The sequence below is a fragment of the Bradyrhizobium sp. OK095 genome (assembly GCF_900109945.1).
Lineage (GTDB): Bacteria > Pseudomonadota > Alphaproteobacteria > Rhizobiales > Xanthobacteraceae > Bradyrhizobium.
Genome location: NZ_FOBX01000019.1, coordinates 76538 through 90612, shown reverse-complemented (window position 1 = coordinate 90612; position 14075 = coordinate 76538). Strand labels below are relative to the sequence as shown.

Sequence of the window (14075 nt, the reverse complement as noted above, 5' to 3'; positions counted from 1 at the left end):
CGCGGAGAGAGACCCCTCATCCGGCGCTTCGCGCCACCTTCTCCCACAAGGGGAGAAGGGAGGAGCCCTACACCACCTTGCTGCTCCCCTGCGTGATCAACCGCGCCGCGCGCTGATCGCGTGCGTAGATCCAGAGCCAGCTGAGCGCAACGCTGAGGCGGTGACGCAGGCCGATTAGGAAGTAGATGTGGGCGATGCCCCAGATCCACCATGCGATGGTGCCGCGCAGTTTGACCTTGCCGAAGTCGATCACCGCAAGCCGCTTGCCGATCTGCGCGAGGCTGCCGGAGTGCTTGTAGCGAAACGCGCCTTTGTTCTCGCCACGCAGGCGGGCTTTGATGGTCTCGGCAACGTGTTGCCCCTGCTGCTTGGCCGCCGGCGCAATGCCGGGCACCGGCTTCCCGTCCCAGGCGTTGATCAAGACGGTGTCGCCGATCGCAAATATCTCCGGATGACCGGGAATGCTGAGATCGTCTTCGACCTGCACGCGCCCGGCGCGATCGGCCGGTGCGCCCAGCCATTCGGCCGCGGGTGAGGCGCGGACGCCGGCGGCCCATATCCGGGTCTTCGCCTCGAGCCGCTTGTCGCCGAACACCACGCCCTCCCGATTGATCTCGGTCACGGCTTGCCCGAGCACGACCTCGACGCCGATCTTTTCCAGCGATGCCTGCGCGTAGGCCGAGAGATCGTCGGGAAAGCCGGCCAGCACGCGTGAGCCCGCCTCGATCAGCACGACGCGCGCCTTGTGGGTGTCGATGTTACGGAAGTCGGCAGGCAGCGTGTGATGCGCCATTTCGGCAATGGTGCCGGCGAGCTCGACCCCCGTGGGGCCTGCGCCGACGATGACGAAGGTCAGCCGCGCCGCGCGTTTCGCGGGATCGGTCTCGCGCTCGGCGTGCTCGAACGCTACCAGGATGTGACGGCGCAAGGTGGTCGCGTCCTCCAGCGTCTTCAGGCCGGGCGCCCACTGCTCCCATTCGTCGTGGCCGAAATAAGCGTGGCGCGCACCGGTCGCGAGCACCAGCGTGTCGTAGGGCACCTCGCTGCCGTCGTCGATCTGCACGCAGCGCCTGTCAGCATCGACACCGCTGACCGTCGCAAACAGCGTCGTCACCTCGCGCCGGTCGCGCATGAGATGTCGCACCGGCCAGGCGATCTCGCTAGTGGCCAGCGATGCGGTCGCGACCTGGTAGAGCAGCGGCTGGAACAGATGATGGTTGCGGCGGTCGATCAGCGTGATCTCGACGGGTGCCCCCGCAAGCCGGTGGGTCGTCTCCAGCCCGCCAAAACCGGCTCCGACGATGACGACGCGATGGGGTGCCGTGGTCATGATGTACCCTCGAATCTTGCTGCTGCTACTTCCTCATTTAAGTGCGGATTGGGTGCCGCGGTCCAATAGCCGTCATCAATCGCCGCATAGGCTCGGTGTATCGCTCTGCCGCGGGAAAACGCCGCAGCCTTGACCATGCCTTGGCCGAAGTAAGTAGAATTATATTTCTTGCCATCTCCGATTGGGGCGAAATATGGTGCAGGGCGGGTGCTGAGCCATTGGCGGCGCGACAGATTTTGCGTTCAATAGAGACAGACCCGGGGCGGCGATCACCCCGCTTCCGGGATCAATAATAAGGAGGGGAGTGGTTATGAGGACGGCATTCTGGCTGGCGGGCGCAGCGGCGCTGGTGCTGGCAAATCCGGCATTCGCCGGCGACACCATCAAGATCGGTTTCGTTTCGACCTTCAGCGGCCCGACCGCCGTGATCGGCAACGACATGCGCAACTCCTTCGAACTGGCGCTGGATCACATCGGCCGCAAGATGGACGGCAAACCGGTCGAGGTGATCTACGAGGACGACGGGCAGAAGCCCGATGTCGGCAAGCAGAAGACCGAGAAGCTGGTGCAGTCCGACAAGGTCGATTTCATCGTCGGCTACATCTGGTCGAACGTGTTCCTCGCCTCGCTCAAGACCGCGGTCGACTCGCAGACATTCATGATCTCGGCCAATGCCGGTCCGTCGCAGGTCGCGGGTGAGCTGTGCTCGCCTTACGTGTTCTCGACCTCCTGGCAGAACGACCAGACGCCGGCCGCCGTGGGCCTCTACATGAATGCGAACGGCGTCAAGAGCGTGTTCCTGATCGGCCCGAACTACGCCGCCGGCAAGGACATGCTCGCGGGCGTCAAGAGCACGTTCAAGGGCGAGGTCAAGGGTGAGGAATACACGGTGTGGCCGAGCCAGCTCGACTTCTCCGCCGAGCTCTCCAAGGCGCGCGCCTCGGGCGCGGAATCGATCTTCGTGTTCTATCCGGGTGCTGCCGGCGTGCAGTTCCTCAATCAATATGCGCAGGCGGGGCTGAAGAGCACGATGCCGCTCTATACGGCGTTCACCGTCGACGAGCTGTCGCTGCCGCTCCAGAAGGAGAATGCGCTTGGCGTGCCCGGCGCACAGGAATGGGTCAACGACCTCCCCAACGAGCAGAACAAGCGCTTCGTCGCCGACTACCGCAAGAAGTACACCGGTTTGCGCCCGACCTATTACGGCGCGCAAGCCTATGACGCGGCGCAGCTGATCAACAGCGCGGTCGTTGCGGTGAAGGGCGACACCAGCAAGAAGGACGCGATGAAGGCCGAGATGGAAAAGGCCAACTTCAAGTCGCTGCGCGGCCCCTTCAAGTTCGGCAACAACCACATCCCGATCCAGAACTTCTATTTGCAGGACGTGGTGAAGGGCGCCGGGGGCGAGCTTTCGCTGAAGACCGTTGCCACCATCGTCACCGATGACCAGGACCGCTTCCACGAGAAGTGCCCGATGAAGTAGCCACGAGCGATGCTGCCCCTTCTCCCCTTGCGGGAGAAGGTGGCGCGAAGCGCCGGATGAGGGGTATCTGTCCGCGAAGTAATTTCCATCGAGTGCGCGGAGAGAACCCCTCACCCGTCTCGCCGCTTCGCGGCGAGCCACCCTCTCCCACAAGGGGAGAGGGTAATCACACCCGCGGCATGCTCGCGGGTCTTACCTCGCGGGCCTGCGCTGCCAACCTGATCCCGGCATTGGCGGCGCCGAATCCCTGATAATTCCTGCGCTCGACGATCTCGAAGAAAAACCGCTCGTCGAAAATGTGGGTATAGACCTGGAAGAATTCGCCGTCGCCCTCGCGGTCGTAGAGGATGTGGTTGGCGCGCAGCTGCGCCATCAATTCGGGTGCGAGATCGTATTTGGCTTCAATATCATCGTAATAATTGTCGGGGATATCCAGGAAGTCCGCGCCACGGGCGCGCATCTCGGCAACCGCCGCAAAGATGTCCCGGCACGTGAACGCGACGTGCTGCACGCCTGAGCCGAAAAACTCGGAGATGAAGCGCGCCGGCAGCGTGCGGTTGGCGGAGGATCCGTTGAGCACGAAGCGCAGGCTCTGGTCGGCGTTGATGACGGCCTGGCTCTGCACGAGGCCACGAGGGTCGGCGATCTCCATTTGCGGCAGCCGCTTGAGGTCGAGGATGCCGGTGTAAAACAACAACCAGGACAGCATCTCGTCATAGGGCATCGACTGCGCGATGTGATCGACCGCAAGCAGCGCGTCCGCGCCCGCATCGCTTGGTACGGGTTCGAAATCGGTGTCCCAGTTCTTGCCGGCCTGATCGAGGAAATACAGAAGGCTGCCGCCGACGCCGTGGATCGCGGGGATCTCCAGTTCGCCCGGCCCGACCGGCTGGTAGAAGGTGCGCGCCTTCAGCGTCTCGGCGCGCTGCATGGCAAGGCCGGCATTGTCGACATCGAGCGCGATGGCGCAGACACCGGGACCGTGGGTGACGTAGTGCGAATGCGCAAAGCCGTCGGTCTCGCAATTGATCACGAGCTCGACCTTGCCTTGCGACCAGCGCTCCACCGCCTTGCTGCGATGCTTGCCGGTTTTGCGGAAGCCGAGTTGCGACAACAGACCGGCAAGCTCGCCGGCCTTGGTCTCGTTGACGGCAAACTCGATGAACCCTGTGCCGCCGCTTTTGGCCTTCGGCGCCAAGGGCTCGCTCACGAGCTTTGGCCAGTCCGGTGCGAGCTGATCCTCCAGCAGTATCAGCGATCGCAGGCCATCGACCGCGGTCTGCGTGGCCGAGCCGGCGCGGAACTGGTCGTTGAAGATCTCCAGCGACCACGGCCCCGAATAGCCGGTGGCCGCGATCGCCTGCATGAATTCGCCGACCGGCAGATCGCCCTGGCCGGGGAAGGAGCGGAAGTGCCGGCTCCAGGACAGGATGTCGAGCTCGAGCTTGGGTGCGTCGGCGAGCTGCACCAGAAAAATCTTGTCGCCGGGGATCGACGCCATCGCGCGAACCGGAAAGCCGGGGGCGAGCGCGTGAAAGCTGTCGAGGATGATTCCGATCGCGGGATGATCGGCGCGCCGCACGATCTCCCAGGCGTCGCGATAGTCGTTGACGTGGCGGCCCCAGGCGAGCGCCTCGTAGCCGACGCGCAAGCTACGCTTGGCCGCACGCTCGCCGAGTTCGCGAAAATCGTCCGCGGCGCGGTCGATGCCGCCGAGCGAGGCAGGCGAGACGTTGGAGCAGATCAGCAGCAGATCGGTGCCGAGCTCCTGCATCAGATCGAACTTGCGCTCGGCACGGGCAAAGTTGCGCGCGCGCTGCGGCTCAGGCATGCCCTCGAAATCGCGGAACGGCTGGAACGCGCAGATTTCGAGATTGAGATCGCGGCAGAGCTTTGCGATGTCGCGCGGGCCCGAGCCGAACGAGAGCAGATCGTTCTCGAAGATCTCGACCGCGTCGAAGCCAGCCGATGCGATGGCGCGGAGCTTTTCGTCCAGCGCGCCTGAGAGAGAGACGGTCGCGATCGAGCGCTTGGTCATGCTGCATTGTCCTCCATCGCGCCGCCCAGGAACAATTGTCCGATGCGGGGATCATTCAGAATGCGCTTCGCGTCGTCGACCATGCGGGTCTGGCCGAGCTCGAGCACGATGCCGATATCGGAGATTTCCAGCGCCGAGCGTGCGTTCTGCTCGATCATCAGGATGGTGACGCCGCGGTCGCGCAAGCTTTTGAGAATGTCGAAGGTCTGCTGCACCATCAGCGGCGACAGGCCGATCGAGGGCTCGTCGATCAGCACGAGCTTTGGCTCGAGCAGCAGCGATCGCGCGATCTCGAGCTGCTTCTGCTCGCCGCCCGAGAGTGTGGAGGCCTGCTGCGCTGATTTACGTCGCAGCGCCGGAAACAGGTCGAGGGCCGCCTCGATCCGCTTCGGCAGGTCGAGGCCCTTCCCGGCGGCAACGCCGCCAAGCTCGATATTGTGGCGCACGGAGAGCTCGGGAAAGATGTTGCGGCCCTGCGGCACGTAGCAGATGCCGGCATTGAGCAGCGCGCGTTGGCTTTGGTTCGTGACGTCGCGGCCTGCAAAACTGATCTTGCCTTCGCGCAGCTTCAAGAGGCCGAAGATCGCCTTGAACACGGTGGACTTGCCGGCGCCGTTCGGGCCGATGATGGTGGTGATGGTTGCCTGTGGCACGGCGAAAGTGGTGCCGTTCAAGATCGTCATCTTGCCGTAGCCACCGACAAGATTGTGAACCGAGAGGATCGGATCGCTCATGGTCTAATGTCCCAGATAGGCTTCGATCACGGCCGGGTTCTTTCGCACTTCGTCCGGCCGTCCCATCGCCAGCACCTTGCCTTCGGCCATCACCATCACGCGCGAGCACAGCGACATCACGAATTCCATGTTGTGCTCGATCACGACGAAGGTGGCGTTCTTCTCGCGGTTGATCGCGACCAGCCGCTCCTTGAGATCCGCCAGCATCGACGGGTTGACGCCGCCAGCGGGCTCATCAAGCAGCACCAGGCGCGGGCCGCCCATGAAGGCCATGGCGGCATCGAGCAGCTTTTGCTGGCCGTAGGAGAGGCCGCCGGCGGGCTCTGCTGCAAGATGATCGAGCTTGAAGAAGCCGATCATCTGGTTGGCAGCCTCCGTCAACCCGGCATCGGAACGGCCGACCAGACGCGAGGCCATGCTGCCCTGATGCTCCTGTCCCGCGAGGATCAAATTCTCCCGCACCGAGAGCTTTGGGAAGACTTGCAAGAGTTGAAACGTGCGGCTGACCCCGAGCTTGTTGAGTTCGGCAGGCCGCAAGCCGGTGACGACTTTGCCGTCGAGCTTGACCTCGCCGCCGCTGGGAGTGAGCTGGCCGAGGATGCAGTTGAACAAAGTGGACTTGCCGCAGCCGTTCGGGCCGATCAGGCCGAGGATCTCGCCTTCGCGCACGTCGAACGAGACGCCGTCGACCGCGCTGATGCCGCCAAAGTTCTTCTTGATGTCGGTGACTTCGAGGACGGCACTCATTGCGCCGTCTCCAGGCGAGACTTTGCAACGGCGCGCAGCGCGGAGGCTGCCTTGGTGCGGCGCTCGGCCATGTAGCGATCGAGGATTCCCAGAATGCCGGTCGGCGACCAGATCAGAAGCCCCATCACCGCGACCGCGTAAATCATCAGATAATAGCCTTCGGTGAAGCGCAGCCATTCCGGCAGCAGCACCGCGATCATCGCGCCGAGGAACGGTCCCAGGAAGAAACCAGCGCCACCGACGATCACCATCATCAGCAGATCGAGCGAGAGCGACAGGTTGAACGGCACGGGGTCGATATATTGCGTCAGCGGCGCATAGAGCGCGCCGGCGACGCCGCCGAGCGCCGAGCCGATCGCGAACGCCATCAGCGTGTAGCGTCTTGTGTCGATGCCGAGCGACTGTGCGCGCAGCGGGTTTTCGCGCAGCGCCATGAAGGCGCGGCCCCAGGGCGAGCGGATCAGCCACCACACCGCGACCGATACGATCGCGAGCGAGCCGAGGCAGACATAGTAGAACGGCAGCGGCTTGCTGGTGGCGATCCCGAAAAAGTGCGGGCGCGGAATGTTGGAGATGCCGTAGATGCCGCCGGTGAGCCAGCTCTCGTTGCGGAACACCAGGAAGGCCAGCGTCGAAAAGGCGAGCGTGACGAAGGCAAGGTAATGATGCTGCACGCGCAGCGCCGGATAGCCGAGCACCCAGCCGACCGCGAAGCTCAGGGCAATCGCGACCACGATCGCGGCCGGCAGCGGCCAGCCATGCGTGGTCATGATCGCGGCGGCATAGGCACCGATGCCGACGAAGGCGCCCTGCGCCAGCGAGACCTGACCGGCATAGCCGAGTGTGAGGTTCAACCCCATCGCGGCAATGCTCATCACCGCCCACTGGCTCAGAATGAACAGGCCATAGCGATTGAAATTCATGGGGACGATGATCAGGCCTGCGATGACGGCAAGGCCAAGCGCGATCTTCAACGGTTTGGCGAATCCGCTCATACCGTGCGCTCCTCGGCACGGCCGAGCAATCCCTGCGGCCGGAACAGGATCACGGCGATCAGGAAGATCATCGGTACGGCGGCGCGGTACTGCGTCGAGACATAGGCGGCCGCGAGATTGTCGAGCACGCCGATCAACAGGCCGCCGGCAATCGCGCCGCGCACCTGGTTGAAGCCGCCGACGATGGCGGCGATGAAGGCGGCTTGTCCGAGCACTTCGCCGGAGGAGAACTTTGCCAGGTAAATCGGCGTGATCAGCAGCGAAGCCAGCGCGACCAGAAAGGCGTTGATCAGGAAGGTCAGGAGGATCATGCGTTCGACGGGAACACCGATGATGCGCGCGACCGTCGGGTTTTGCGCGGCTGCCTGCATCTGATGGCCGAGCGAAGTGCGGTTCAGGAGCGCGGTCAGGCCGAACACGGCAAGAATGGCGACGACGAGGACGCTGATGCTTTGCAGCGACACGGCGTGGCCGAGGATGGAGATGTCGCCGGTCGGCACGATCGAGGGGAAGGGCGAGGCCTCGGCGCTGAAGAACTGTTTCACGGCTTCCTTGAGGCCGATTGCGAGCGCCATCGTCGCGATCGCCAGCGGCAGCACGCCATGGCGCATCATCGGATCAACCAGCAGCATCTTGAAGGCGAGCCCGAGCAGGAGCATCGAGAGCAGGATGCCGAGGATGATCGCGAGCCAGAACGGCGCGCCGGCATGCATCGCGGCCAGCATCAAAAACGCCGGCAGCATCACGAACTCGCCCTGCGCGAAATTGATGGTCTGCGAGGTCTGCCACAGCAGCGTGAAGCCAACCGCGACCAGCGCATAGATCGCGCCGGTGGCCAGTCCTGCGACCAGAAGATCGAACAGGTTGGACATTTTCCTCTCTTTCGCCTCCCTCGCCCCGCTCTATCGTCTCCCTCGCCCCGCTCTTGCGGGGAGAGGGAGAAGAAAGAGGCCCTCATTTCACCTTCGGCAGCACCTGCTTTACCACCTGCTTGCCTTCGACCACCTCGACCAGAAAGCTCTGGCGATCGATGTCGCCGGTGTCGCTGAAGGTTACGTCCATCAAAATGCCCGGCTCGTCCGCGGCCTTGATCGTCAACCCGTGCAGTGCGTCGGCGAACGCCTTGGAATCGACCTTGCCCATCTTCTCGGTGGTGGCTTTCACCATGTAGACGGCGAGATAGCCCTTCAGGCCGTTATGATCAGGGACGTAATTATACTTCTTCGCAAACTTGTCGCGGAACGCCTTGATCAAATCGACCGGCGCGTCGGTGGTGAGGCCGACATGGCCGCGCGCGCCGTTGGCGGCGTCGCCCGCGAGCTCGATCACCTTCTGGCCGATCAGCGTGGTCTCACCCATCAGCGGCGCAGTGACGCCCTGGCGCTTCAGCTCTTTCAGAATACGCGCGCTTTCTTCCTCGTTGACATAGACGAACACCGCGTCCGGATTGGCGGCCTTGATCTTGCCGACGTCGGCGGCGAAATCGACCTGGCCCGCTTCGGTCGAGAGGTCGGCGACTACCTTGGAGCCGAGCCGGTCGAGCTCCTTGACGACGACGTCGCGTCCGCCGCGGCCAAAGTCATTGTTGACCCAGACCACCGCGACCGTCTTCGCCTTCATGTCGTCGTGGATATATTTGGCGACCTTCGGCATCGAGGATTGCTGGCCGAAAGACGTGCGGAACAGGAATTTGTTTCCGGCCTGCGTCAGCTCGGCGGCTTCGCCGCCCATGATCTGCGCGATGCCGGCCTCGGCCGCGAGCGGCGCCGTGACCTTCACCGAGCCGGAATAACCGGGCCCGAGCAGCACGTAGGGCTCGGCGTCGAGCGCCTTCTGCACCTGCGCGCGGGCAACGCCGGGATTGGACTGCGAGTCGGCGTGGGTGACCTCTAACTTGCGGCCGAGCACACCGCCCTTGGCGTTGATCTCTTCGATCGCGAGGTCGATGCCGTTCTTCCAATTGGTGCCGACGGTGGCACCGCCGCCCGAAAGCTCGGCCACGTCCGCGAGCTTGATCGCCTGGGCGTGGGCGCTGGTTGCAGTCGCGAAGGCAAGCAGGGCGCCTGCCAGCAAAGTCGATTTCATGGTCTCTCCTCCCGATTTCATTGAATTTGTCTGCGGCCTTGTGTCCGGCCGCTTCGGTTACGCTGCGTGATAGGTCGAACTTCGTGCCGCCATCACCTCGTCAAATGCCTCTCCCATGACCTCGGTCGATGGGGCAAGGCCCGTGAACAATTCGAACGCGTCGGCGGCCTGGTAGATCGCAAGCTCCCGCCCGGTCATGATCCGCGCGCCCTTGGCTTGCGCCGCGGCCAGCAGCGGCGTGATCAGCGGCGAATAGACGGCGTCCGCGACCCACAGGTTTTCGCGCAGCAGCGCGGCCGGGACCGGGATGCCCCGGTTCGGCAGCATGCCGACCGGCGTGCCATTGACGAGGCCGGTTGCACCATCGAGCGCGTCCGCGACGCTTGCGGCCACCCTTGAAGTCACCTTGGCGCCACCCTGTTTGGCGAGCAGCGCGGCGAGCTTTTCGGCGCGCGCCGGTTCGCTGTCGAAGATGCGGAGGTCGGTGACCTCAAGGCTCGCCAGCGCAAAGGCGATCGCCTTGCCGACGCCGCCGGTGCCGATCACGGCGACCGCGTTTCCCGTAGGCGCCAGCAGCGGCGCGACGGCGCGCGCAAAGCCCGTCGTGTCGGTGTTGTGGCCGATCAGCCTGTTATCCCTCACGACCACGGTGTTGACCGCCCCCATGGCGGCCGCAGCCGGTGCCAGCTCGTCGAGCAGCGGGACCACCGCCTCCTTGTAGGGAAAGGTGACGTTAACGCCGGCAAAGCCGAGGCGCCGCACGCCTTCGAGCATCATGGCGAGCCCGGCTGCGTCGGCGCCGGCCACTTCGATGAGCTGATAATGACCGCGCAGGCCGAGCGCCTCGGCGGCGCGCTCATGCATGGCGGGGGAGGCGGAATGCGCGATCGGCGCGCCGATCAGGCCGGTCAGGAGCTTCTTGGATGCGGCAGGTCCGCGCTTTGACATGATCGACTATCGCCTGATGCTGAGCGGTGGTTTCCGGCCATTAGCCGCGAAATGCGCGCGATTCCAAGGGGGCTCACGCGTGGGACGATAGCTTTTCCCTCGCCTAACACAATTACCCTTTTATCCGGCAAACCTAACATAATGTTATTTCTTCCGCCCGCGCGCGGCAGTGGCCTTGCCGTTGCCGCGGGACGGCTCGACCGCGCGCATCTCGGCGCGCAGGGACTCGATGAAATACTCGACGTGGAGCGACAGCGGCGCGCCGTGCTTGACCGCAATATAGGTGTCGAACCGCGTCGGCTCGGTGATCTTGATCAGCTCGATCCCGGGATAGCCGCCATGGGCCACCGTGAACTGGTCGATGATGGCGATGCCAAGGCCCGCCTTTACCAGCGCGCAGACGGTGGTGCCGAAGCGCGCGCGGATGGTGATGTTGTAGTCGAGCCGGTTGCGCGAAAAAATCTCGGCCATGATCCGGCCATAGGGATCGTTGGGATCGATGCCGATCAGCGGATAGCGCGTGATCTCGGCCGCAGAGACCTGCTTGCGTCCGGCGAGCTCGTGGCCTGATGGCACGATGCAATAGAGCTCGCCAGAGGCGAGAGGCATGAAGTCGAGTCCGGAATGCTCGAGCCGGTAGCTCATCGCCACGCACTCGCCGCGGCCGAGCATCAGATAGTCGATGGCCTCCTCGAGCTTGAGGATGTTGATGTCGATGCCCAAATCAGGATAGCGGCGGCGCACCCGCTCGATCGCGCGCGGCACCATCACCTGCGAGATGCTGGGCACCGAGCCGATGCGCAATTCCGACAATCCGCCGCGGCCGATCTTGGAGATGATCTCAGAGAGGTCGTCGACCTTCTTGTAGACCCCGTTGATCTGCTCGAAGATGGTCTCGGCTTCCGGCGTCGGGAAGTAGCGGCCGTTCTGGCGCTGAAAGAAGCGGATGCCGAGCGAGCGCTCGGTGTATTTGACCAGCCGGCTGATCCCCGGGGCCGACACGTTGAGCAGCTTGGCCGCGCCGCCAATGGTGCCTGTCACCATCACGGCACGGATCACTTCAACCTGGCGCAGCGTCATCATGAACAGGGCATCCGAAAGAGGATCGTGGCGGCGATCATCTCACGAGAGATGCGATGGCAGCCAGTGGCAAGTGCTTGTCGATGTGGAGAGAGGAGGCAAGTCGCTCTCGTGTCCCGGACGCGCTGCAACGCCCCTAGCGTTGCGGCGCTGAGCCGGGACCCATGTCACAGCGGTTGCTATTGGCAATGTGGGCCCCGGCTCTGCAGCGCATCGTCGAAGAGACGCTGCGCTGCGTCCGGGGCACGAGAGCGTGGCCGGGAAAAAGGGAAGGCAACAGCCAGACTGCTTTCGACTAAAATCTGCGCGTTCAGATGGAAGGGCGGTGTCGACGCGCGATGCGATGCTGCGGCGTCGTTTGTCGCGACTGCGTTCTAGCTCGCCGGGCCGTCGGGCGCGGCGCTGTCGGGCCGCTTTGCGCGCTCGCTTTGCAGCATCTCGCGCGCGAACTCGATGATCTTCTGCTTGTTTGCCGTTTCGCGGACGGCGAAAAACACGCGGTTGAGTTCCAGGCCGAGCACGCTGTTGAGGGCGATGTCCTCGTCTTGCATCGTGGTTTTCCCGCTTCAGACGCCATAGGTGTATCTTGACGTCACTTCTTCCACAAGTAGATTAAATGTTCGGAACGGGTGGGCTCCGGAAAACTACGGGAGCAGCGAATTGAGGCAGCCCTCAAATACGTGCTATACCCGAGAGCGAGGGGTAGGAAACGCACCGATGTCCGCCGTCGACTATGGCCGGGAAGCGCTCGACTTCATTGAAGGACTGGATACCTATCGCAAGGTGCCAGACGCAATGAATGCGCTTGAATCGGCCTTCGGTCGCTTCGGCTTCGAGACCATCATCGTGACCGGCTTGCCGAATCCCGATCAGCGGTTTGCGCAGATGGTGCTCGCCAAGCGCTGGCCGGCAGGCTGGTTCAATCTCTACACCCAGAACAATTACGATCGCGCCGATCCCGTGGTGCGGCTATGCCGGCAATCGGTCAATCCGTTCGAGTGGTCGGAAGCGCCCTATAATGCCGAACTCGAGCCGAATGCGGCCGAGGTGATGAACCGCGCCACCGATTTTCGCATGTCGCGCGGCTTCATTGTGCCGATCCACGGGCTTACCGGCTATGAGGCCGCGGTGTCGCTCGGCGGCGTTCATCTGGATCTCAACTCTCGCAGCAAGCCGGCCTTGCACCTGATGGCGATGTACGGCTTCGACCACATCCGCCGTCTGCTCCGGCCGACGCCGTATCCATTGACGCGTCTCACCCCGCGCGAGCGCGAGGTGATCTCGTGGGCCTCGCAGGGCAAGTCGGCCTGGGAGATCGGCGAGATCCTGCACATTACGCAGCGGACCGCCGAAGAGCATCTCGCAACCGCCGCGCGCAAGCTGGGCGCCGTCAACCGTACGCATGCGGTTGCACTGGCGATTCGCAACAAGATCATCAATCCCTAGGCGGCGTACTGGGAAATTTCCCAATATCGAACCCGCCTCTTTTCGAAGATTCTTCTCCCCATTGAGGCTCAATGGGGGTTTTCATGATTCACGCAATTTCCTCGGTCAATCGCCACCTTTACGAAGACGTGCTCGATCAGCACTTCCGGATACGCCATGACATCTTCGTCGAGGAGCGGCGCTGGGAAACGCTGCGCCGGCCGGATTGCCGCGAGGTCGATTCCTATGACGACGAGGACACTGTCTATCTGCTCGCGCTGGAGGATCGGCGCGTCATCGGCGGTCACCGGCTCTACCCGACGACCAAGCCCTCGATGATGAGCGAGGTCTTCCCGCATCTGGCGTCGGTTCGCGGTTGCCCCTCCGATCCGCTGGTCTGGGAATGGTCGCGCTACTTCGTCGTGCGCGATCGCCGCGATGGCGCCCTCAACCTGCAACTGATGGCGGCGGTGCAGGAGTTCTGCCTCAATCAGGGCATCGCGCAGGTCAGCGCGATCATGGAAACCTGGTGGCTGCCGCGCTTCCACGAGGCCGGCTTCGTCGTGACCCCGCTTGGTCTGCCGGCTCTGGTCGAGAACGCCTGGACCATGGCCGCGACCATAGACATTCGCCGGGAGACCGTCGACGCCCTGCATGACCGCATCGGCGTGACTTCGATCGTGCGACAGGACGGCCCGCGTCTGGACGCCGTTGCCCGTGCCAACATCTGCGGCCTTGCCGCGCAACGAAAGAGCGCCTGAGATGTCGAACATGATGCGGGACAGCCAGATCATGGCGCAGACCAAGGACGAGAATCTCGGCTACATGTCCGACATGGCGCTTGAGCTGGCGCAGATGGCGGACGATTCCGGATTGGCGACGCTCGCCTATCTGTTCCGGATGGCGGCGCTGGAGGCGTCAACGGCCAACACCGTGCTTGCCGAGCGGGCCGATGCTCCCCGGCAGATCACGTCGCACTAGGCGCATCCTCTCTCCATTCCGACGACATTCGCACCCTCCCTCCGGCCTGCCGGTGGGAGGGTGATCGTTTGGGTGCGGCAGGTTGCCCCATCCTGCACGGCAGCTTTCTTGCAGGCTCGATTTCGATCGCATGCACCGGCATGCAACAAAGTGCATGTTGGGTGTCGAATCGCTCTTGCCTCGGAACGATACTGCCATTACCCATTTTTCCGCCTTGAACAGGCAGGGG

14 protein-coding genes are annotated in these 14075 nt (G+C 63.6%); 4 read left to right on the top strand and 10 right to left on the bottom strand.

Annotated elements, in window-relative coordinates; genetic code table 11:
- Positions 1–67: 67 nt before the first annotated feature.
- Positions 68–1330: an NAD(P)/FAD-dependent oxidoreductase gene (locus tag BMW89_RS34290; RefSeq protein ID WP_092034757.1), complete on the bottom strand. Its 1263-nt coding sequence runs from the start codon at positions 1328–1330 to the stop codon at positions 68–70.
- Positions 1331–1640: 310 nt separating this feature from the next.
- Here BMW89_RS34290 and BMW89_RS34285 point away from each other — a divergent pair, with 310 nt between their 5' ends.
- Entirely contained in the window at positions 1641–2813 is a 1173-nt protein-coding gene (locus BMW89_RS34285; protein ID WP_092034756.1) for an ABC transporter substrate-binding protein, read from the top strand.
- A 166-nt stretch (positions 2814–2979) separates the two neighbouring features.
- Here the strand turns inward: BMW89_RS34285 and BMW89_RS34280 are convergent, their stop codons facing one another.
- From BMW89_RS34280 to BMW89_RS34240, 9 genes are all read right to left on the bottom strand, one after another.
- Positions 2980–4851 (bottom strand): bifunctional sugar phosphate isomerase/epimerase/4-hydroxyphenylpyruvate dioxygenase family protein, encoded by a 1872-nt coding sequence (locus BMW89_RS34280; RefSeq protein ID WP_092034755.1) that lies wholly within the window; start codon positions 4849–4851, stop codon positions 2980–2982.
- Positions 4848–5585, bottom strand: coding sequence for an ABC transporter ATP-binding protein (locus tag BMW89_RS34275; RefSeq protein ID WP_092034754.1), 738 nt, complete (start codon positions 5583–5585; stop codon positions 4848–4850). The genes BMW89_RS34280 and BMW89_RS34275 overlap by 4 nt, the downstream gene beginning before the upstream one ends.
- A gap of 3 nt (positions 5586–5588) precedes the next feature.
- Positions 5589–6332, bottom strand: a complete 744-nt coding sequence (locus BMW89_RS34270) for an ABC transporter ATP-binding protein (RefSeq protein ID WP_092034753.1) — start codon at positions 6330–6332, stop codon at positions 5589–5591.
- Positions 6329–7327 carry a branched-chain amino acid ABC transporter permease gene (locus tag BMW89_RS34265; protein ID WP_092034752.1) on the bottom strand — a complete coding sequence of 333 codons (999 nt, stop codon included), beginning with the start codon at positions 7325–7327 and terminating at the stop codon, positions 6329–6331. The genes BMW89_RS34270 and BMW89_RS34265 overlap by 4 nt, the downstream gene beginning before the upstream one ends.
- A complete protein-coding gene (locus tag BMW89_RS34260; protein WP_092034751.1) occupies positions 7324–8199 on the bottom strand; it encodes a branched-chain amino acid ABC transporter permease in 876 nt (291 codons plus the stop codon). Before BMW89_RS34260 ends, BMW89_RS34265 begins: the two co-directional genes overlap by 4 nt.
- A gap of 82 nt (positions 8200–8281) precedes the next feature.
- Positions 8282–9412 carry an ABC transporter substrate-binding protein gene (locus BMW89_RS34255; RefSeq protein ID WP_092034750.1) on the bottom strand — a complete coding sequence of 377 codons (1131 nt, stop codon included), beginning with the start codon at positions 9410–9412 and terminating at the stop codon, positions 8282–8284.
- A gap of 57 nt (positions 9413–9469) precedes the next feature.
- The gene (locus tag BMW89_RS34250; protein ID WP_092034749.1) at positions 9470–10360 is read right to left on the bottom strand and encodes a shikimate dehydrogenase; all 891 of its coding nucleotides are present in this window, start codon (positions 10358–10360) and stop codon (positions 9470–9472) included.
- Positions 10361–10504: 144 nt separating this feature from the next.
- Positions 10505–11443, bottom strand: coding sequence for a LysR family transcriptional regulator (locus tag BMW89_RS34245; protein ID WP_092034748.1), 939 nt, complete (start codon positions 11441–11443; stop codon positions 10505–10507).
- Between the two features lie 371 nt (positions 11444–11814).
- The gene (locus BMW89_RS34240; RefSeq protein WP_092034747.1) at positions 11815–11991 is read right to left on the bottom strand and encodes a hypothetical protein; all 177 of its coding nucleotides are present in this window, start codon (positions 11989–11991) and stop codon (positions 11815–11817) included.
- Between the two features lie 166 nt (positions 11992–12157).
- Here BMW89_RS34240 and BMW89_RS34235 point away from each other — a divergent pair, with 166 nt between their 5' ends.
- The 3 genes from BMW89_RS34235 to BMW89_RS34225 all read left to right on the top strand — a co-directional run bounded on the left by BMW89_RS34235 (position 12158) and on the right by BMW89_RS34225 (position 13846).
- A complete protein-coding gene (locus BMW89_RS34235; protein WP_092034746.1) occupies positions 12158–12886 on the top strand; it encodes a helix-turn-helix transcriptional regulator in 729 nt (242 codons plus the stop codon).
- An 83-nt stretch (positions 12887–12969) separates the two neighbouring features.
- On the top strand, positions 12970–13626 hold the full coding sequence (locus BMW89_RS34230; RefSeq protein WP_177196523.1) for an acyl-homoserine-lactone synthase: 657 nt from the start codon (positions 12970–12972) through the stop codon (positions 13624–13626).
- Position 13627: 1 nt separating this feature from the next.
- Positions 13628–13846 (top strand): hypothetical protein, encoded by a 219-nt coding sequence (locus BMW89_RS34225; RefSeq protein WP_092034744.1) that lies wholly within the window; start codon positions 13628–13630, stop codon positions 13844–13846.
- Positions 13847–14075 lie beyond the last annotated feature (229 nt).

Excerpts from the sequence above, each read along its gene's own strand:
- BMW89_RS34270 (WP_092034753.1), bottom strand. The coding sequence starts at position 6,332 with ATGAGTGCCGTCCTCGAAGTCACCGACATCAAGAAGAACTTTGGCGGC.
- BMW89_RS34250 (WP_092034749.1), bottom strand. The coding sequence starts at position 10,360 with ATGTCAAAGCGCGGACCTGCCGCATCCAAGAAGCTCCTGACCGGCCTG.
- BMW89_RS34280 (WP_092034755.1), bottom strand. The coding sequence starts at position 4,851 with ATGACCAAGCGCTCGATCGCGACCGTCTCTCTCTCAGGCGCGCTGGAC.
- BMW89_RS34235 (WP_092034746.1), top strand. The coding sequence starts at position 12,158 with ATGTCCGCCGTCGACTATGGCCGGGAAGCGCTCGACTTCATTGAAGGA.
- BMW89_RS34290 (WP_092034757.1), bottom strand. The coding sequence starts at position 1,330 with ATGACCACGGCACCCCATCGCGTCGTCATCGTCGGAGCCGGTTTTGGC.
- BMW89_RS34265 (WP_092034752.1), bottom strand. The coding sequence starts at position 7,327 with ATGAGCGGATTCGCCAAACCGTTGAAGATCGCGCTTGGCCTTGCCGTC.
- BMW89_RS34255 (WP_092034750.1), bottom strand. The coding sequence starts at position 9,412 with ATGAAATCGACTTTGCTGGCAGGCGCCCTGCTTGCCTTCGCGACTGCA.
- BMW89_RS34245 (WP_092034748.1), bottom strand. The coding sequence starts at position 11,443 with ATGATGACGCTGCGCCAGGTTGAAGTGATCCGTGCCGTGATGGTGACA.
- BMW89_RS34240 (WP_092034747.1), bottom strand. The coding sequence starts at position 11,991 with ATGCAAGACGAGGACATCGCCCTCAACAGCGTGCTCGGCCTGGAACTC.
- BMW89_RS34275 (WP_092034754.1), bottom strand. The coding sequence starts at position 5,585 with ATGAGCGATCCGATCCTCTCGGTTCACAATCTTGTCGGTGGCTACGGC.
- BMW89_RS34225 (WP_092034744.1), top strand. The coding sequence starts at position 13,628 with ATGTCGAACATGATGCGGGACAGCCAGATCATGGCGCAGACCAAGGAC.
- BMW89_RS34285 (WP_092034756.1), top strand. The coding sequence starts at position 1,641 with ATGAGGACGGCATTCTGGCTGGCGGGCGCAGCGGCGCTGGTGCTGGCA.
- BMW89_RS34230 (WP_177196523.1), top strand. The coding sequence starts at position 12,970 with ATGATTCACGCAATTTCCTCGGTCAATCGCCACCTTTACGAAGACGTG.
- BMW89_RS34260 (WP_092034751.1), bottom strand. The coding sequence starts at position 8,199 with ATGTCCAACCTGTTCGATCTTCTGGTCGCAGGACTGGCCACCGGCGCG.